The 19,294-nt window shown below is 72.3% G+C and carries 14 protein-coding genes; 2 read left to right on the top strand and 12 right to left on the bottom strand.

Annotated elements, in window-relative coordinates:
* Positions 1-382: 382 nt before the first annotated feature.
* The gene (locus tag JL475_RS30560; protein ID WP_202281243.1) at positions 383-1,390 is read right to left on the bottom strand and encodes a stage II sporulation protein M; all 1,008 of its coding nucleotides are present in this window, start codon (positions 1,388-1,390) and stop codon (positions 383-385) included.
* 189 nt (positions 1,391-1,579) lie between these two features.
* Here JL475_RS30560 and JL475_RS30555 point away from each other — a divergent pair, with 189 nt between their 5' ends.
* Positions 1,580-2,539, top strand: coding sequence for an RDD family protein (locus JL475_RS30555; RefSeq protein WP_202281241.1), 960 nt, complete (start codon positions 1,580-1,582; stop codon positions 2,537-2,539).
* A gap of 32 nt (positions 2,540-2,571) precedes the next feature.
* Here JL475_RS30555 and JL475_RS30550 read toward each other — a convergent pair whose 3' ends face one another.
* The 9 genes from JL475_RS30550 to JL475_RS30510 all read right to left on the bottom strand — a co-directional run bounded on the left by JL475_RS30550 (position 2,572) and on the right by JL475_RS30510 (position 12,944).
* Positions 2,572-3,186 carry a hypothetical protein gene (locus JL475_RS30550; RefSeq protein ID WP_202281239.1) on the bottom strand — a complete coding sequence of 205 codons (615 nt, stop codon included), beginning with the start codon at positions 3,184-3,186 and terminating at the stop codon, positions 2,572-2,574.
* Between the two features lie 150 nt (positions 3,187-3,336).
* A complete protein-coding gene (gene ahcY / locus JL475_RS30545) occupies positions 3,337-4,794 on the bottom strand; it encodes an adenosylhomocysteinase (protein ID WP_202281237.1) in 1,458 nt (485 codons plus the stop codon).
* A gap of 276 nt (positions 4,795-5,070) precedes the next feature.
* Positions 5,071-6,045, bottom strand: coding sequence for a cation diffusion facilitator family transporter (locus JL475_RS30540; protein WP_202281235.1), 975 nt, complete (start codon positions 6,043-6,045; stop codon positions 5,071-5,073).
* Between the two features lie 157 nt (positions 6,046-6,202).
* The gene (gene manA / locus JL475_RS30535; protein WP_202281233.1) at positions 6,203-7,354 is read right to left on the bottom strand and encodes a mannose-6-phosphate isomerase, class I; all 1,152 of its coding nucleotides are present in this window, start codon (positions 7,352-7,354) and stop codon (positions 6,203-6,205) included.
* Positions 7,355-7,541: 187 nt separating this feature from the next.
* The gene (locus JL475_RS30530; protein WP_202281231.1) at positions 7,542-8,678 is read right to left on the bottom strand and encodes an SIS domain-containing protein; all 1,137 of its coding nucleotides are present in this window, start codon (positions 8,676-8,678) and stop codon (positions 7,542-7,544) included.
* 78 nt (positions 8,679-8,756) lie between these two features.
* Positions 8,757-8,927, bottom strand: a complete 171-nt coding sequence (locus JL475_RS30525) for a Trm112 family protein (RefSeq protein ID WP_202281229.1) — start codon at positions 8,925-8,927, stop codon at positions 8,757-8,759.
* A 160-nt stretch (positions 8,928-9,087) separates the two neighbouring features.
* Positions 9,088-10,452: a phosphomannomutase/phosphoglucomutase gene (locus JL475_RS30520; protein ID WP_202281227.1), complete on the bottom strand. Its 1,365-nt coding sequence runs from the start codon at positions 10,450-10,452 to the stop codon at positions 9,088-9,090.
* Positions 10,453-10,626: 174 nt separating this feature from the next.
* Positions 10,627-12,243 (bottom strand): L-lactate permease, encoded by a 1,617-nt coding sequence (locus tag JL475_RS30515; protein WP_202281224.1) that lies wholly within the window; start codon positions 12,241-12,243, stop codon positions 10,627-10,629.
* Between the two features lie 284 nt (positions 12,244-12,527).
* Entirely contained in the window at positions 12,528-12,944 is a 417-nt protein-coding gene (locus JL475_RS30510) for a DUF3499 domain-containing protein (protein ID WP_202281222.1), read from the bottom strand.
* A gap of 320 nt (positions 12,945-13,264) precedes the next feature.
* On the opposite strand from JL475_RS30510, the gene JL475_RS30505 reads away from it, so the two are divergent.
* Positions 13,265-13,714, top strand: coding sequence for a metallopeptidase family protein (locus tag JL475_RS30505; RefSeq protein WP_202281220.1), 450 nt, complete (start codon positions 13,265-13,267; stop codon positions 13,712-13,714).
* A gap of 35 nt (positions 13,715-13,749) precedes the next feature.
* Here JL475_RS30505 and JL475_RS30500 read toward each other — a convergent pair whose 3' ends face one another.
* Both JL475_RS30500 and JL475_RS30495 read right to left on the bottom strand, forming a co-directional pair.
* Positions 13,750-15,333, bottom strand: a complete 1,584-nt coding sequence (locus JL475_RS30500; protein WP_202281218.1) for a DUF5719 family protein — start codon at positions 15,331-15,333, stop codon at positions 13,750-13,752.
* Positions 15,330-19,067, bottom strand: a complete 3,738-nt coding sequence (locus JL475_RS30495) for a glycosyltransferase family 2 protein (protein WP_202281216.1) — start codon at positions 19,065-19,067, stop codon at positions 15,330-15,332. Before JL475_RS30495 ends, JL475_RS30500 begins: the two co-directional genes overlap by 4 nt.
* Positions 19,068-19,294 lie beyond the last annotated feature (227 nt).

Here is a 19,294-nt window from a genome sequence, read left to right as displayed (position 1 = left end):
GCTTCCTTCGTACTCACCCTCGCGGGTTTTCCTCCGGGCGCTTCCCTTCGGTCTTGCGTTTCCGACTCTATCAGATCTTTCCGATCCGATTTCCTCGGGGTTTCGCCTTCCGGGTGTCCGCTTTTCGCGTTTCCCTTTCCGGCGGCTCCGACTTTATCAGAAGTTTCGCGCCGGATTGACCGGCCGTAGCTTTCCGATTCATCGGGAGGGGCTTCGTCGAAAGTTTGAAGTATCGAGAAGCAGTCAGATGCTCACCGCTGCCGCCGCGGATCCAAGGATCCCGCTCCAGGCAACTGTTCGAATCTACCTCCCCACACGGTCCGTGTCAACGGCTCCTGTGGGGCGAAGAGGAGACTAGCAGCTCAGCCGACCGGTCCGCACATCAGGCGGCCGTGGGCACGACCGCGCTGCGCTCGGCGGCCTCCAGGTCACCGGTGTCCCCGGCACGCGCCGCACGTCCGCCCACGACATAGACGTAGACGAGGAAGAGCAGCTCCGCGACGACTCCGATGCTGATGCGGGCCCAGGTGGGAAGGCCCGAGGGCGTGACGAAGCCTTCGATCGCGCCGGAGACGAAGAGGACCAGCGCGAGGCCTATCGCCATGGCCAGTGCTGCTCGGCCCTCCTCCGCGAGAGCCCTGCGTCGGGGCCGCGGACCGGGGTCGATGAGGGTCCAGCCGAGGCGCAGACCGGTGCCGGCGGCGACGAAGACCGCGGTCAGTTCCAGGAGACCGTGGGGCAGCACGAGACCGAGGAAGGTGTCGAGCCGGCCGGCGGAGGCCATCAGGCCGAAGCCGATGCCCAGGTTGAGCATGTTCTGGAAGAGGATCCAGATCACCGGCAGGCCCAGGAAGACGCCCAGGATCAGACAGAGGGCGGCGGCCCACGCGTTGTTCGTCCAGACCTGGGCGGCGAAGGAAGCCGCGGGGTTGCTGGAGTAGTACGTCTCGTACTGGCCGCCGGGGCGGGTGAGCTCGCGCAGTTCACTGGGGGCGGCGATGGACGCCTGGACCTCGGGGTGGGTACCTATCCACCAGCCGAGGAGGGCCGCGACGGCGGTGGAGAGCAGTGCGGTGGGCACCCACCAGTGGCGCGCTCGGTAGACGGCGGCCGGGAAGCTGTGGGCGAGGAAGTGTGTGACGTCCCGCCAGGATGCGCGGCGGGCTCCTGTCACTGCGCCACGCGCGCGTGCCACCAGCTGGCTGAGCCTGCCGGTGAGCTGCGGGTCGGGAGCCGCGGACTGGATCAGCGACAAGTGGGTGGCCGTGCGCTGGTAGAGCACGACGAGTTCGTCGGCCTCGGCGCCGGTCAGGCGGCGCTGGCGCCGGAGCAGGGTGTCGAGGCGGTCCCACTCCGCGCGGTGGGCGGAGACGAAGACGTCGAGGTCCATCGGTGTGCCTGCTCCTCGGCTGTTCGTCGGCTCTGGGCCGAAGGCTCGTCGTCGGTCGTGCGGGCCGGCCTCATGGGGCGTACGGCATGAGTCGTACGACATGATCAGCTGGTCGCACCGCGGTGCGATGTGTCATCAGCTTGGCAGACTGGCGGTGTTCGGGGCAGGCCAGGGGAAGGACGTGCGGACATGAGTGAGCTGGTGACGGGCGAGGCGGTGGCGCTGGAGTTGCGCCCCGCGAAGGTGCCCAGCAGGGCACTGGCCGTGCTGCTCGACCTGGCCGTGGCCTTGACGGTGTACGTCGTGGCGACGATCGCACTGGTGGCCGCCACGGCCTCCCTGGACGAGGCGGCGCAGACCGCGATCTCCATCGCGATGTTCGTGTTGTTGCTGGTGGGCGGGCCGATCGCGGTCGAGACGCTCAGTCACGGGCGGTCGCTCGGGAAGATGGCGTGCGGGCTGCGGGTCGTACGGGACGACGGTGGGCCGATCCGCTTCCGGCACGCGTTGGTGCGGGGCTTGATCGGTGTGATCGAGATCCTCATGACGATGGGCGTCATCGCGTGCATCGCCTCGCTGGCGTCGTCGCGGGGGCGGCGGCTCGGAGATGTCTTCGCGGGGACCCTGGTCGTGCGGGAAAGACTGCCGGTCGGGCCGATGGGGTTCGTCCCGCCGCCTCCGCCCTGGCTGGCCGGTCGTTTCTCCGGGCTCGACCTGTCCGCGGTGCCCGACGGTCTGTGGCTCGCCGTCCGCCAGTACCTGACGCGGATGCGGCAGCTGGACCCGCAGGTGGGCCGGACGATGGCGGAGCGGTTGGCGGCGGATCTGGCGGACCGGACCGGAGCACCGGTGCCGCAGGGCGTGCCGGCGGCGGCGTATCTGGCGGCGGTGGTACAGGAGCGGCAGGCCCGGGAGGTACGGCGTGCCTTCGGACAGGCCACGGCCGCGGGGGGCGGGCCGGTCGGGGCCGTCGGCCCGGTGGGTGCGTACGGCTCGGTGGGTGCGTACGCACCACCCGCGCACCACGCGGCTCCGCCGTCCCCGTCCCCGTACCCGTACCCGTCCGCTCCCGCCGTGCCCCCCACGCCTGCCTCGCCCGCCTCGCCGCCGGCCGAGGGCCCCTCGACCGGGTTCGTGCCACCGGCGTAGGCCGGTGGCGGCTCGGTCGCTCGCGTCTTCGGTCAGTCGAAGACCGAGGGCGGCGATTCGAGGTCCTCGAGTTCGATGCCGGGGGCCGCTAGGACCACGTCCCCGGCGAGGTGCACGGTGTGCTGCTCGCCGGTGTCCAGGGCTGTGACCTGGTATTCGTCCACGGTCAGGGGTCCGTTGTCAGTGGCGTGTGCTTCTCTTCCCACCAAGGCCCAGGACTGGTCCACGGTGCGCGGGGCGAGCACCGGATCGGTGAGGGCGACGAGGCGTACGCGGGTGGCTGACGCGGAGGGGGTGAGGCGCAGCAGACGGGCGGTGGCGACGAGGAACGCCGGGGACGAGCCGGTGAAGGCGTGGGCGCGCACATTGCCTTCGGTGGCGTGGGTTCCGGTCGGGTCGGTACGGACCCAGGTGACGCCGTCGAGAGCGGCACCGCGGACCTGCCAGCTCGCGGCGTGCAGTTCGAGTCGGACGGGGCGGCCGAGTTCGTCGAGGGCGAGGTCGACCGAGCCCAGGTGATCGCCGGAAGGGGCGGTGAGCTGGGAGACGTAGCGCCAGCCGGAGGGGCCGGTGGCGCACTGGAAGTGCTCTTCGGCGAGAGGGGTGTGATCGTGCGGATCGTGGAGCGAATAACGGCCGCGGGGCATGGAGGTCCTGGATCTTGACGGGCTGGACCGGTCGCCTGCCGGCCCATGGAGCAGGCCCCCGACACGGGGGTGCGGGGGCCTGTCCCGGATGGGTCCGCTGCCGGGGAGCGCGCCGGTGGACCGGTGCGCTCCCCGGGGCGGGTGCGGGGCTCAGTAGCGGTAGTGGTCCGACTTGTACGGGCCCTCGACCGTCACACCGATGTACTCGGCCTGCTCGGGGCGGAGCGTGGTCAGCTTCACGCCGAGCGCGTCGAGGTGCAGGCGGGCGACCTTCTCGTCCAGGTGCTTGGGCAGCACGTAGACGCCGGTCGGGTACGCGTCGGGCTTGGTGAACAGCTCGATCTGGGCCAGGGTCTGGTCCGCGAAGGAGTTGGACATCACGAACGACGGGTGACCGGTGGCGTTGCCCAGGTTCAGCAGGCGGCCCTCGGAGAGGACGATGAGCACCTTCCCGTCGGGGAAGGTCCAGGTGTGGACCTGCGGCTTGACCTCGTCCTTGACGATGCCGGGGATCTGGGCGAGGCCGGCCATGTCGATCTCGTTGTCGAAGTGGCCGATGTTGCCGACGATGGCCTGGTGCTTCATCTTGGCCATGTCGGCGGCCATGATGATGTCCTTGTTGCCGGTCGTGGTGACGAAGATGTCGGCCTTGTCGACGACCTCGTCCAGCGTCGTGACCTGGTAGCCGTCCATCGCCGCCTGCAGGGCGCAGATCGGGTCGATCTCGGTGATGATCACACGGGCGCCCTGGCCCCGGAGGGACTCCGCGCAGCCCTTGCCGACGTCGCCGTAGCCGCAGACGACGGCGGTCTTGCCGCCGATCAGGGTGTCGGTGGCGCGGTTGATGCCGTCGATCAGGGAGTGGCGGCAGCCGTACTTGTTGTCGAACTTCGACTTGGTGACGGCGTCGTTCACGTTGATCGCCGGGAACAGCAGGGTGCCGTCGCGGTGCATCTCGTACAGGCGGTGGACGCCGGTGGTGGTCTCCTCGGTCACGCCGCGGATCTCGGACGCCAGCTGGGTCCACTTCTGCGGCGACTCGGCCACCGTGCGGGTGAGGAGTTCGAGGATGACGCGGTGCTCGTCGGACTCGGCGGTGTCGGGCGAGGGGACCTTGCCGTCCTTCTCGTACTCGACGCCCTTGTGGACCAGGAGGGTGGCGTCACCACCGTCGTCCAGGATCATGTTCGGGCCGCCGGTGGGGGTGTCCGGCCAGGACAGCGCCTGCTCCGTGCACCACCAGTACTCCTCCAGCGTCTCGCCCTTCCAGGCGAAGACCGGGACGCCCTGCGGGTTCTCGGGCGTGCCGTTCGGGCCGACGGCGATGGCGGCCGCGGCGTGGTCCTGGGTGGAGAAGATGTTGCAGGACGCCCAGCGGACCTGGGCGCCGAGGGCGGTCAGGGTCTCGATGAGGACGGCGGTCTGCACCGTCATGTGCAGGGAGCCGGTGACACGGGCGCCGGCCAGGGGCTGCGCCTCGGCGTACTCCTTGCGGATCGCCATCAGACCGGGCATCTCGTGCTCGGCGAGGGTGATCTCCTTGCGGCCGAAAGCGGCCAGGGAGAGGTCGGCGACCTTGAAGTCCTGTCGGTTGTCGACAGTCGTCATGGAGAGCTGCTCCTCGGGGTGTGGGTCGAGGTGGGTACGGCTGGTCTGCGCGGCGGCGGACACAGGAGTGCCCGAGGAGGACACAGGCATGCCCGCGTGCGGCGCAGCGCAGTCCGTCGGAGGCCCTCTCTCCCTCGGCCGGTCCGCAGGGACCGCCCGACCGCCATCAGCAGCGACGTCTGGCTCCGTCCCAAGCTACACCGACGGGCCCGGTCGTCCCCAGTGAGTCACCGAACACATCACGTCGAACGCCGAGCGCGGACGGCCGGGCCGGGATCAGTGGTCCGTCCGGACCGGGCCGCCGGGGGTGGCCTCGGCGTCGGCGCCCTTGGCTGATTCGGCCTCGCTGTAGATGTCGGGCTCCAGGTAGATCACGCGGGCGATCGGGACGGCTTCGCGGATGCGGGACTCGGCGGCGTCGATGGCGGCGGCGACCTCCGCGGCCGTGTCGTCGTGCCGTACGGCGATCTTCGCGGCGACCAGGAGTTCCTCGGGGCCGATGTGGAGGGTGCGCATGTGGATGACGCGGGTGACGGTGGCGCCGTCGACGACGGCTGCCTCGATCTTCCGGGTCTCCTCGGCGCCCGCGGCCTCGCCGAGCAGCAGCGACTTCGTCTCGACGGCGAGGACCAGCGCGATCAGGACGAGCAGGACGCCGATGCAGAGGGTGCCGATGCCGTCCCAGACGCTGTCGCCGGTCAGCAGGGCGAGCCCGACACCGCCGAGGGCGAGGACGAGACCGACGAGGGCGCCAAGGTCCTCCAGCAGGACGACCGGCAGCTCGGGGGCCTTGGCGTGTCGGACGAACTCCTTCCAGGAGCGCTTGCCGCGCAGGGCGTTGGACTCCTTGATGGCGGTGCGGAAGGAGAATGCCTCGGCGATGATCGCGAAGACGAGGACGCCGACCGGCCAGTACCAGTGCTCGAGCTCGTGCGGGTTCTTGATCTTCTCGTAGCCCTCGTAGAGGGCGAACATGCCACCGAGCGAGAACAGCACGATGGAGACGAGGAAGGCGTAGATGTAACGCTCGCGGCCGTAGCCGAAGGGGTGTTGCGGGGTGGCCTGCCGCTGCGCCCGCTTGCCGCCGACCAGCAGCAGGGCCTGGTTGCCGGAGTCGGCCACGGAGTGCACCGATTCGGCGAGCATCGACGAGGAGCCGCTGAAGAGGAACGCCACGAACTTCGCTACCGCGATCGCGGCGTTGGCGGCGAGTGCCGCGACGATCGCCTTGGTGCCGCCTGACGCGCTCATGTGTTCGCGTTGTCCCTTCGTACGCCGTTCACGGGCCCGGGCGGACGTCTTCGTACGCCGCCCGGGGCTCCGACTGCCCTTTGACGGGGGGACATTGTTGCAGCTCGATGGGACGACGGTGGGTCAGAACCTCGTCATCGGGTGGTCAGCCGACTGGTCAGACGACGACAGTCGCCCTGAAAAGGGTTCCGGTACCGGACACTTCGACCTTTTCGCCCGCCGGTACGAACACCGAGGTACCCGGGGACAGCTCGTGCTCACCGGCCCGTACCGAACCGGCCGTGCAGAGCAGGATCTGCGGGGTGGCCAGCGTGAGGTCGTGGGTGGTACCGCCCGCCGGGAGGACGTAGCGGGAGAGCCGGAACTCGTCGGTGGGGGTTTCGTAGAGTTCCTCGCCGTCCGGTGCGGCCTCCGGGCGCAGCACGCCGGGGTCGCGGGGCTCGAAGCGGACGATGCGCAGGAGTTCGGGGACGTCGACGTGCTTGGGGGTCAGCCCGCAGCGCAGGACGTTGTCGGAGTTGGCCATGATCTCGACGCCGAGGCCGTTCAGGTAGGCGTGCGGGACGCCGGCGCCGAGGTAGAGGGCCTCGCCGGGCTGGAGCCGGACGTGGTTGAGGAGCATGGCGGCGATGACGCCGGGGTCGCCCGGGTAGTGGTGGGCGATCTCGGCGTACGGGGCGTGGTCGCCGCCGAGGCGTTCGCAGGCGGCGGCCGCTTCCGTGACGGTGTGGGCCATTTCGTCGCGGTCGGCGGTGAGGATCGCGGTGAGGACCTCACGCAGGGCCTCGTCCTCGGGGCGGGCGCGCAGCAGGTCGACGTACGGCTTGAGGGAGTCCACGCCGAGGGCGTCGAGCAGTTCGGCGGCGTGCCGCGGGTCACGGAAGCCGCACAGGCCGTCGAAGTCGGTGAGGGCGCAGACCAGTTCGGGCTTGTGGTTGGCGTCCTTGTAGTTGCGGTGCGGGGCGGTGACGGGGACGCCGCGTCGCTCCTCGTCCGCGTAGCCCGCCTTCGCCTGGTCCAGGTCGGGGTGGACCTGGAGGGAGAGGGGCGCTCCGGCGGCGAGGAGTTTGAGGAGGAAGGGCAGGCGCGGGCCGAACTTCGCGACCGAGGCCGCGCCGAGTTCCCGCTCCGGGTCGGTGTCGATGACCTCGGCGAGCGTGCCCCGGTCGGTGCGCGAGGGCGCGCCGGGGTGGGCGCCCAGCCACATCTCCGCCTGCGGCTCGCCGGTCGGTTCGACACCGAGCAGCTCGGCGATGGCGGTGGTGGAACCCCAGGCGTAGGGGCGGATGGTGTTGTCGAGGCGATCCATCGGGTTCTCTCTGGGTCCTTCGGCAGGTTCTCGTACGGAGGGCGGGGCGCCCGTGCCGGGCCGCCCGACACGGGTCGCCCGCGTCGGGGTTTGCGCGTCGGGGCTCACGCGTTTGGACGTTCGCTTCCGGACGTCCGGACGGGCCGTCCGGATCAGGCCGTCCCGGGTCGAGTCGCCCCGGGCATGATCAGGCTCCCGAGGTGAGCGCCAGGTAAACGGCGGCGAAATCCGTGACGGCGATCAGTTCGGCGAGGGTCTCCAGCTCGCCGCCCTCCCCCGGTTCCAGTTCGCTGATCGGTGTGTCGTGGCTGAGGGCCAGTTCGCGGGCGGCCGGGGCGGCGGTGAGGCCGCCGATCGGGCGGTCGCGCAGCAGCACCACACGCGCGTGCAGGGCGGGCGGCTCCTCCACGCGGTCGCGGAAGAAGTCGTCCGGGTTGGCGCGGGCGGCGAGCGGGCCGGCCAGCAGGGCGCTGTGCACGCCGAGCGCCTCGGGGAGGTCGGCGACGACGGCGGGGGTGCCGGACAGTTCCGCGAGCGCGGCGGCGAAGCGGCGGCCCGCCGGGCCGGCCGAGGTGCCCTCGGTCCATACGACGGGGAGCGTGTCGGCGAGTTCGGCGGCCAGGGTCTTGGCGGGGTTGTTGTAGATGGCGATGGCCGGGCCGCAGCGTTCGGCGACGCGGTCGAGCCGGTCGGCGACCTTCTCCAGGGCGTCCGGCGGGGCGGTGAGCAGGCCGGTGCGGTCCAGCAGCGCGAGCAGCGGGGTGAGCAGCGCCCACAGGGCTCCGGGGGCGGAGGAGGCGAGCGGTTCCTCCTGCCCGTCCTGCTCGTAGGGCGCGGTCGCCATGGGGACGAACAGGCCGTGGGAGCCGTTGACCGCCTCGGCGAGCGGGGTGCGGGCGGGGGCCACGGCGACGACGGTGCAGCCGCGCCGGTAGGCCTGTTCGGAGAGCAGGGACAGGCCCGGTTCGGTGCCGTCCGGGGTGGCGATCAGGAGCAGGTCCACGGAGCCGGCCCAGCCGGGCAGCTCCCAGCGCAGCGCGCCCGCGGCGGGGGCCACGCCGGTGGGCGCGAGCCGGGTGACGGGGCTGCCGGCGCCGGCGAGGGTGCCGAGGAGGTCGGCGGTCTGGGTGGCGGCGGCGCCGGGGCCCGCGATCAGGACGGCGCGGGGACGGCCGTCGGGCTTGAGGTCGTGGACACCGGCCTCGGCGGCGTACCGGGCGGCGGTGCGGACGCGGGCGCCCGCTTCGGCGGCACCGCGGAGCAGCCCGCGGTGGTCGGCCTCGGCGAGGCCCTCCGGTGAGTCGAGCAGCGATTCGTCGATCATGGGCGGCAGCCTTCGAACGGCGGGGCGTCGGTACGCGGGACGGCGGGTCGTTGATGCGCAGGGTCGCCGGGTCGTCGGTTACGCGGGGCGGCGGGCCTCGTCGACAAGGAGGACGGGGATGCCGTCGCGGATCGGGTACGCCAGGCCGCACTCCTGGCCGGTGCAGATCAGCTCACTGTCCTGCTCCTTGAGGGGGGAGTGACAGGCCGGGCAGGCGAGGATCTCCAGGAGGCCGGTTTCCAGCGGCATGGGGGTTCCCTTCGGGGCGGGCGTATGCGGATGTGCCTGGTCAGGGTACCGCCGGTGGCGCCGGTGCGGGCGGACAGCGGCTGTCGGGCCGACGCCCGGCCCGCCCGGACGCCCCGAGGACGCCGGGCGGCCATCCGCGCGGGACGGGCGTCGTGGGGCTTCAGCCTCGGATGATGTCCAGGGCCTCGTCGCGGATCCTGGTCATAGTGGCCTCGTCGCGGGCCTCGGCGTTCAGGCGCAGGAGGGGTTCCGTGTTGGAGGGGCGGACGTTGAACCACCAGTCGGCTGCGGTGACGGTGAGGCCGTCCAGTTCGTCCAGGGTGATGCCCTCGCGGCCCTCGTACGCGGCCCTGATCGCGGCGAGGCGGGCCGTCTGGTCGTCGACCGTGGAGTTGATCTCGCCCGATCCGGCGTAGCGGTCGTACTGGGCGACCAGGTCGGACAGGGCGCCCTGCTGGCCGCCGAGGGCGGCGAGGACGTGCAGGGCGGCCAGCATGCCCGTGTCGGCGTTCCAGAAGTCGCGGAAGTAGTAGTGCGCCGAGTGCTCCCCGCCGAAGATCGCGCCGTGCGTGGCCATCTCGGCCTTGATGAAGGAGTGGCCCACGCGCGTGCGCACCGGTGTGCCGCCGTTCTCCTCGACGACCTCCGGCACCGACCAGGAGGTGATCAGGTTGTGGATGATCGTGCCCTTGCCGCCGTTGCGGGCCAGTTCGCGGGCGGCGACCAGGGCGGTGATCGCGGACGGGGAGACCGGTTCGCCCCGCTCGTCGACGACGAAGCAGCGGTCGGCGTCGCCGTCGAAGGCGAGGCCGAGGTCGGCGCCCTCCTCGCGGACCCGCTGCCGCAGATCGACGAGGTTGGCCGGGTCGAGCGGGTTGGCCTCGTGGTTGGGGAAGGTGCCGTCGAGTTCGAAGTACATCGGGACGACGGTGAGCGGCAGGTCCGCCAGCACCGTGGGAACGGTGTGCCCGCCCATGCCGTTGCCCGCGTCGACGACGACCTTCAGGGGGCGGCCGGCGGTCAGGTCGACGAGGGAGCGCAGATGGGCCGCGTAGTCGCCCAGCGTGTCCCGCCGGGTGATCGTTCCCACCGGACCGACCGGCTCGGGGGCACCCGACTCGCTCCATTTCTCGACGAGTTCGCGGATCTCCGTCAGCCCGGTGTCCTGGCCGACCGGGGCGGCGCCCGCGCGGCACAGCTTGATGCCGTTGTACCGGGCCGGGTTGTGCGAGGCGGTGAACATCGCGCCGGGCAGGTCCAGCGCGCCCGAGGCGTAGTAGAGCTGGTCCGTGGAGCAGAGGCCGATCTCGGTCACGTCGACGCCGTGGGCCGCGGCCCCGCGGGCGAAGGCGCCCGACAGGCCGGGCGAGGAGGGCCGCATGTCGTGGCCGGTGACGATGGCGCTCGCGTCGGTCACCCGGGCGAAGGCCGCGCCGAAGAGTTCGGCCAGGGGCTCGTCCCACTGGTCGGGGACGATCCCACGTACGTCGTACGCCTTCACGATCTGTGACAGATCAGCAGCCACGGCCAACCCTTCCGAAAGTCCTGTGGTCACCACAAACTACCCGCAGCGGATGACACTCCGCTGCGGGCGGTTCGATGTGGTCCGATCGGGCTCACGGGACGTCGTCCCGGGTGTCCTCTCCGGTGTCGTTCCGGGTGTCGTTCCAGTCGGGTGTCGTTCCGGTCGGGTCTCGGGTCAGGGCAGCATCCACCCCAGCACCGCGGTGCTCTGGCCCACCACGACCAGGCACATCACCAGCAGCAGGCCGAGGCTCCAGGGCAGCACCTTGCGCAGCAGGTCTCCCTCCCTGCCCGCCAGCCCGACGGCGGCGCAGGCGATGGTGAGGTTCTGCGGTGAGATCATCTTGCCGAGGACACCGCCCGAACTGTTCGCGGCCGCCAGCAGGTCGGGCGACAGCCCGGACTCCTGGGCGGCGGTCACCTGGAGAGCGCCGAAGAGGGCGTTGGCCGAGGTGTCCGACCCGGTGACGGCGACGCCGAACCAGCCCAGCACGGGCGACAGGAAGGCCAGTCCGGCACCGGCGGCGGCCACGAAGTAGCCGATCGTCGCCGCCTGGCCGGAGAGGTTCATGACGTAGGCGAGCGCCAGCACGGAGGTCACCGTGAGGATGGCGAAGCGCAGTTCGTACACGGTCGCCGCCCATTCCCTGACCGCCACACGCGCGTGCACACCGAGCACGACCGCGGTGGCCACCCCGGCGAACAGGACGAGGGTGCCGCCGGTCGAGACGATCGGCCAGGTGAACACGTTGGCGCCGACCGGCTCCCCGTTCGGCGCGGCGACGTCGAGGAAGGGCCAGTCGGTCTTCCGGGTCGCCCCGGCCAGCCAGTCCTTGATCACCGGGATCTGCGCGACGGAGAAGACCACCACGATCAGCGCGTACGGGGCGTACGCCCGCAGGACCTCGCCGCGCGGGTCCTCCTCGTCCAGTTCCTCGCTGCGCACGCCGGTCAGTACGGAGGTGCGCACGGCCTCGGAGGCCGGCACGCGCGAATGCGGTACGGCGACCAGGGCTCCCGCGCCCGCCATGGCCGCGGCGATGTCGGCGAGTTGTGCGGAGACGTAGTTGGACGCGACGAACTGGGCGATGGCGAAGGCGACCCCGCACACCACCGCGGGCACCCAGGTGTCCCGCAGCCCGCGCCGCCCGTCCACCAGCCAGACCAGCACCAGCGGCACCACGAGGGCCAGCAGCGGGGTCTGGCGTCCGACGACGGACGCCACCGAGTCCAGCGGCAGCCCGGTGACCTGGGCGAGCGTGACCACCGGGGTGCCCATGGCGCCGAACGCCACCGGCGCGGTGTTGGCGACCAGCGCGACGATCGCGGCGCGCACCGGATCGAAGCCGAGCGCCACGAGCATCACGGCGGAGATCGCGACGGGGGCGCCGAAACCGGCGAGCGCCTCCAGCAGCGCCCCGAAGCAGAAGGCGACGACCAGGGCCTGGATCCGCGGGTCGTCGGAGAGTCGGCCGAAGGAGCGGCGCAGGATGTCGAAGTGCCGGGTGCGGACCGTCATCCGGTACACCCACAGCGCGTTGACGACGATCCACATGATGGGGAAGAGGCCGAAGACGGCTCCCTGGACGGCGCTGGAGGCCGCCTGGCCCCACGGCATGCCGTACGCCAGGCAGGCCACCAGTACGGCGCCCAGCAGCCCGATCAGGCCCGCCAGGTGCGCCTTCATGCGGAAGCCGCCGAGCAGGACGAGGACGATCACGAGGGGTAATGCCGCCACGAGGGCGGAGAGACCGAGTGAGCCGGCGACTGGTTCCAGTTCCTGGACGTACACGGACGCGCCTCCTGAATTCCGCAATGCGAAAGAGGTTTCTCGCTACGTGCCCGGAATGGTCGTGTCCCCGACAAGTGCGCGTCAATGGGCGTGCGGCACCTTACTGACGGGACAGGTGGGGCGAGAGGGAAAGAGAGGGCAGAGGAGGGGAGAGGCGGGGGAGAGCGGAGAAAGCCGCGAGGAGAAAGCGGGGGAGAGCGGAGAAAGCCGCGAGGAGAAAGCGGGGGAGGCGGGGAAAAGCGGGGAGAGCGGCGAGGGCAGGAAGCGGCGAAGCGCGACCGCGGTCAGTTGTCGGGAGAGCGGAGCACGCGCAGATGGCCGCGGCGTGCGACCTCCATCGGGTCCGCGCCGCGCCCCGCGTTGCCGACCGCTCGCTCCTGGGGGCGGGCGGCTTCGCGCACCGCGTCCGCGAGCGCTTCCAGATCGTCCCCGCTGGGCTGCGCGGGAGCCGAACCGTCGAGCAGGCGGACGACCTCCCAACCGCGCGGCGCGGTGAGGCGCTCGGAGTGCTCGGCGCACAGGTCGTAGCAGTGGGGTTCGGCGTAGGTGGCGAGCGGGCCGAGGACCGCGGTCGAGTCGGCGTAGACGTACGTCAGCGTCGCGACGGCGGGACGGCCGCAAGCGGTGCGCGAACAGCGACGTACAGGGCTCACGATGTTGGACGGTACCGCACTCTTGAGCGGGTCGCGAAGACTCCCCACCCTGGTGTTCCCTCGTGTCGTGGCCTGAAACACCTCACCGGCCCCCTCGGACACACGTCGTTGACCTGCCCTGACGCCCGTGTTCGAGACATCCGCGCCCCCTGTTCCGGTCATCAGTTGGTACAAACACCGTCAAATACCTTGAGATCACCGGCCCGCGAAAGATATCGAATCGAGCCGAACCTTGGCCGGAATGGTCATGTGACGACATGCCGTTCCGGGCGGACCGGCACCGCGCCGCGACGCCATGCGGGTGTCGCGGCCCCGAGGCCGTGTGGGGGCCGGGCACGCCGGACCGGCGGAGACTACCCTTCAGCCTGATGGACACCCCTGTGACTCCCCGTGCCGCCGACCGCGGGCCCCGCCGCCGTGATCGCCACGGCCGGGGCATGCGCGGGCCGATCGCACCGCCCCAGGTGCCGCTCGCCGCCAGCCGCGCGGAGACCTTCGCCGATCTCGTGCAGGACTCCGTGGAGCGGCTGGAGCGACGCTGGCCGCAGCTGACCGACATCGATTTCCTCGTCCTGGAGGTGCCGCGGCTGGACGGGCCCGGACTTCAGTGGAGCGACGAGCCGGTGCCGCTGGGCGGCACCGTGCCGGGCCGGGAGGGGAACCCCGCGCGGGTCGTGATCTATCGCCGGCCGGTGGAGATCCGCACCAAGGGACGCGACGAGCGGGCGGCGCTGGTCCACGAGGTCGTCGTGGAGCAGGTCGCCGAACTGCTGGGGCTGACGCCGGAGACCGTCGATCCCCGGTACGGGGAGGACTGAGCGGCGGCTCCGGCGCCCGCTCCGCCGAAGGGCCCCTACCTCTGCAGGACCGACAGGTTCTCCTCCGCCTTCGGCACCGCCACCAGGCCCCGGTCGTCGGGAAGGGTCTGGACGGTGAAGGCCGGAAGGCCGTCTTCGGTGACGGAGAGGGTCCGTGACGCGTACACGGGGGTGCCGTCCGACTCGGGTTCGACCGTCAGGGCGTACGTGCCCTTGACACCGTCGGGGGCCGGGAGCTCGATGTGCTGGGTGGTACCGGCCTTGATCGTGTACGTCTCGGACACCGGGTCACCGCCCTCGCTGCCCGCGGACGCGGTGACCTTGACCTTGGCGGCGCCCTCGGGCGCGGTCACGGCGAGGGTGCTGCCCTTGGCCGTGTTGCCGGCGGCCGTGGCGCGCAGGCCGACCGGGCGGGCTGCCGGGACGAAGGCCGACTCCTGGTCGTCGCCCTTGCCGCGCAGCACCCGGACCGCCGCCACGACCGGCACCGAACGGCCCGTCGGCGTGAGGACCAGGGAGCCCGCCTCGCCGCGCGTGACGTCGCCGAGGTCGACGGCGGTCGTCATGCCGCCCTTCACATGCACCGTTTCGTTGCCGGCCGGTGTGATCAGCCCGGAGGGCGAGGCGAGCCGCACCTTCAGGTCGGCGTCCACACCACCGGGGGTGAAGGCGACCAGGCGCACGGCGGTGGCGTCCTCGGGGATGCCGGGCAGGACCAGGCTGCCCGCGGGGTCGGCCGACGCGGTCAGCCAGTCCCCGCCGAGCGTGTCGTCCAGGGCCTGCACGGCCGCGCCGATCCGCCCGCTGCGGACGACGACGTGCACGGTCACATCCGTCTGCTCCTCGTCGGTGAGCGTGGACAGCAGCACCGGCTCGGCGGAGTGCGGCTGGACCGTGATGCCCTCTCCCGCCTCGGTCTCGAGGGCGCCGTCCTTGCCGTAGATCTCGATGTCCACGACGGCCGCGGAGTCGTCCGGGTTGGTGAGGTGGACGTAGTCGGTGCGCTCGGTCGCGGTGCTCGCGCCGGGGAACCAGAACTCCGTGTCGGGGGCGGAGCAGTTGACGCCCTGCAGGCCCCGGCCGATGCCCGCGGCGACCTCGGTCGTCTGCTGCACGGTCCACCCCGGGGCGAGGCGGCCCTCGGCGGTGCCGACGAGCGCCGGCTCCTCGCCTCCGGAGACGTCCGCGACGACCGGCTTGCCGGGCTCCTCGGGCTCGAGAACCGGCTTCTCGGCCTTCTCCCCGTCGGCGGCCTTCTCGCCGTCGGTGTCCTTCTCTCCGTCCTCGGCAGGCTCCTCGCCGTCGGCGGCCTTCTCGCCGTCGCCGTCCTTCGCGTCCTCCGCCGCGGACCGGCCCCCGGCGGCCGACCGGAGTTCGGCCCTGCCCTCGCTCTCCGCGCCCTTCGTGACGGGCGTGAAGGACGTGTACGTCGTCTCGGCGAGGTCGGAGGTGCTGGGCGTCGGGCACAGCAGGCTGGTGCGTTCCACGGGCAGGTGCGCCGCAGCGGCCTCGACGCCGTCCTCCGCGGCCGTGGGGTCCGGCGCGGACAGCACCGCGAAGCCGGTGACGGCGGCGAGTGCGGTGGCTCCCGCGATCAGGGACAGGGTGGTGCGGTTCACTGCTGGCTCCCGTCGGAACGCTCACTGCCCGGCTGAGGACGGTGCGGCTGCTCGGGGTCGTACGACGTGTCGTAGCCCCGCGCGTAGGTCTGGTCGTAGCCCTCGTGGCCCTCGTAGCTCTGCCCGTACGTCGCGGGGTCGTACTGCGGCTGCTGCTGGGGCGTGCCGTCGTAGGCGTACGGGTCGTACTGGCCGCCCTGGTACTGATCCGCGGGGTACGTCCGGCCGTAGTCGTCCGTCACGTACTGCTGTTGCTGTTGGTACTGCTCGGCGGGGTGGGCGCCGTCGTACTCGGGGGCCGGGTAGCTCGCCGCGTCCCACTCGTCGTAGGACCGCTGTTGCGGGACGGCCCCGGGGGCCGGCTCCGGCGGGGTGTCGAACCCGTCGTCCTCCGTGCCCGTCTCCTCGCCCGTTTCCCCGTGCGGACCCGCCTCCTCGGCGGCGGCCTCCGCCTCCGCCTGGGCGCGCAGACGGCGGGCGCGGCGGCCGTCACCGGCGAGCGCCTCGGCGGCGACGGCCGGTTCCTCGGGCAGGTCGTCGTCGATGTCCCGGCGCCGGCCGGGCAGGGCGAGGACGACGAGGACGACGGCGAGCAGGCCCTGTGCCCACAGCCACGCGGTGTGGGTGAACGGGTCGTCGTAGGTGACGTCCAGTTGTCCGCCGGCGGCGGGCAGTTCGAAGCCCTGGGCCCAGCCGTCGACCGTGGTGGGGGTCAGCGGCTTGCCGTCGAGGGTGGCGGTCCAGCCCTCGGCCGCGGAGTCGGCCAGGCGCAGGACGCGCCCCTCGGAGCCGTTCGGGATCTTCGTGTGGATCTCGACGGGTCCCGCGGCCACGGGCTGCGACTCGCCCTCGCTCCCCTTGCCGGGGACGATGCTCGCGCGGGCCACGTCCTGGTCGACGCGCCACAGCGCGCCGCCCGCCTGCTGGCTGAGCCGGGTCAGGCCGGGGGTGGAGTCCAGGACGCGGGTCACGTCGCGGGGGGCGCCCGGGTGGACGAGGACGTAGCGCACCGCGAATCCGTCGAGCTGGTCGGCCTGGTCGGCGCCCGAACCGGCGACGAGGTTGGCGACGACCTTGTCGAGCCCGCTGTTCCCGCTGTCCGAGGCGGCGATCTCGGCGTCCCCCATACGGGCGCCGGAGCCGCGGACCAGCACGTAGTCGACGCGGGCGGCGGAGTCGCTGTCGAGGACGAGGGTGCGGGCCTGGTCGCGGGTGCCGCTCTCCTCGGCGACGAACGCGGGCACCTGCACGGGGTCGCGGCGCTGCAACGGTCCGTCGGCGCCGCGGATCACCCAGCCGGCGGCGGCCAGCAGCGGGCCGATCGCGCAGGCGAGGGCGATCAGGACGGCGACCGGCTGCCGCCAGCCGAAGCTCTGCTCGGCGACCCGCGCGCGTGCCCCGTCGGCGCCGAGGGCGGCGGCGGCCAGCAGGGCGATGCCGTGGACGAGGGTCGCGGGCCCCGCCCAGGTGGAGCCGTTGGACAGGACCGCGAAGACGAGTCCCACCAGGGCGGCCGTCCAGGCGGCGCGGATGGCGAGAGTCCGCTCGGAGCGGAGCAGGGCGGCGAGGGCCGCGAGCACGATGCCGATGAGCACCGCCCCGCCGACCGCGCCGGACCCGCCGGGGCTCGCGCCGAGCAGGTCGAGGGCGGAGGCGGCGGAGGGGCCGTACTCCAGGCCGGCCTCCTGGAAGAAGCCGAACGGGAGCAGTGACAGCGACCAGGGCGCCAGCACCAGCAGCGGCGTGCCGAGCTGGGCGAGGAAGCGGAGCCCGTACGCCGGGAGGTCGGACCTGCGCAGGGCGAGGACGCCGAGGCCGAGGACCAGGGCGATGGGCCACACGATCGGGGTGAACGCGGTGGTGACGGTGAGCAGCAGCGCGTACGTCCAGGTCGCGCGCCAACTGCCGCGGACGTCCGGGGGGTTCGTGAGTCCGCTCGCGGCGATGCCCGCGCGGGCGATCAGCGGCAGCAGCACGGCGAGGACGGCGGTGCCGATCCGGCCGCCGGCCAGGGCGCCGGCGACGGCGGGCAGGAAGGCGTAGGCGACGGCGGCCCACGCGCGCAGCAGCCGGGACTCGACGAGCGGGCGGGAGGCGAAGTACGCGCTGAAGCCGGCCAGGGGCACCGAGCCGACGAGCAGGACCGTTACGGCAACCCCGGGGGAGCCGAGCAACAGGGTGCCCAGGGCCGCCACGACGGCGAGGTAGGGCGGCGCGGACCCGGTACCGCCGGCGCCCACCGCGTGCCAGGTGTCGGTGTACCGCGCCCAGAGGTCGGCGGAGTCGGCGGGGACGGGGAGCAGGGCGCCGCCCGCGAGCGCGCCGCCGCCGAGGAGTTCGCGGCAGGCCGCGAGGGAGATGAACAGCAGGGCCAGGAAGAGCACCGGGCCGGGCTTGCGGGCGATCCGCTTGAGCCGGGCGAACTGCTCGACCTGCAGGAAGTCGGCGTCGTCCCCGCCGGGTCCGGACTCGACGGCGCCGCCGTGCCGTCCGGCGCCGGAGGTGGCTTCGGGGTCGGAGCGGCCGACGAAGCTGCTCGTGGCCTGCTCGACGGTCACGCGGACGGTCGCGCCGGGGGGCGGGAACAGCGGCCGCAGTTCGCCCTTGTCGACCTGCGGGCTGCCGCGGCGGCGCCGTCCGGCGAGGATGCGCTCGGGCCGCAGCAGGGTGCCCATGAGACCGCGGATCTCGTCGACGGCCTGCCCGGGGACCTTGCCGACGAGGTAGGCGAGGGTCCGCAGCAGGGTGCCGAGGACGATCCTCAGCAGCACCCAGGGCAGGGCCGCGGTACGGGTGTTGACGAGCAGGGTGTGGACGGCACCCGCCTTGTCCACCTTGTGCGGGGAGGCGGCGGTACGGCCCACGCAGTCGACGGCGCGGCGCTCGCGGGAGGCCGCCTCGGCGTGCCGCACGACCGCGTCGGGGGCTATGAGCACCCGGTACCCCGCCGTGTGCGCGCGCCAGCACAGGTCGACGTCGTCACGCATCAGGGGCAGGTGCCGGTCGAAACCGCCGAGTTGTTCGAAGACGTCGCGGCGGACCAGCATGCCGGCGGTGGACACCGACAGCACGGACCGGACCTGGTCGTGCTGGCCCTGGTCCTGTTCGCGGCGGTCCAGGCCGGTCCAGCGGCGGCCGGAGTTGGCGATGGAGACGCCGACCTCCAGCAGTTGCCGGCGGTCGTACCAGCCGCGCAGCTTGGGGCCGACGACGGCGACGTCGTCACGGCCGAGCTCGTACTCGTTGTCCACGACGCTCAGCAGCCGGGCCAACGCGTCGGGTTCGGGGGCGCAGTCGTCGTGCAGCAGCCACAGCCACTGCACCGGCTCTCCGTGCGGGAGGTCGGGCAGGTCGTAGGCGTCGTCGTGCCAGCTGCGCGTGACCGGGTCCCAGCCGCTCGGCCGCTTCAGGTAGGGCAGGTCGTCCGGGGTGAGGTGCGGCGCGGCGTGGTTGCACTCCTCGACGGCCTGACCGAAGCCGGTGCGCCGGGCGAGGTGCAGGACGTGGTCGTCGCCGAGGGCTTCGGAGACCAGTCGGGCGGAGTCGTCACCGCTGCCGGTGTCGGCACCCACGGCGAACTGGACGGGGCGTTCCTGGCCGAGTAGCCCGGCGAGCGCGTCGGGCAGCCAGCGTGCTCCGTCGTGGGAGACGAGGACCGCGGTCACCACATGACGCGGGAACTCTGGAGCGGCAGCTACGTCTTGACGGGCTGCCGGGTGACTGTGCACGGACATCGAGGTACGGGCCCCGGTTCGGTGGACTGTGGGGGACGCCCGTGCCCGGTGGGGGCGGCGTGACGTCTCGGACGAGCGCCCACACTATCGGCTGGGCGGCAGGGCGGCCCGCCGCCTGTGGACAACCCGCCCGCGACGGGCCGCACTCGACACATGAACACATATGCGACAACCGACGCATGCGCGGACATGGCGCGCATAGGGATGTGACGTCCTGGAGGGGGCGC

The organism is Streptomyces sp. M2CJ-2, from assembly GCF_016757295.1.
In the GTDB taxonomy this organism is placed as follows: Bacteria; Actinomycetota; Actinomycetes; order Streptomycetales; family Streptomycetaceae; genus Streptomyces.
The sequence above is the reverse complement of the archived record's forward strand: the minus strand, read 5'-3'. Positions and strand labels throughout refer to the sequence as shown.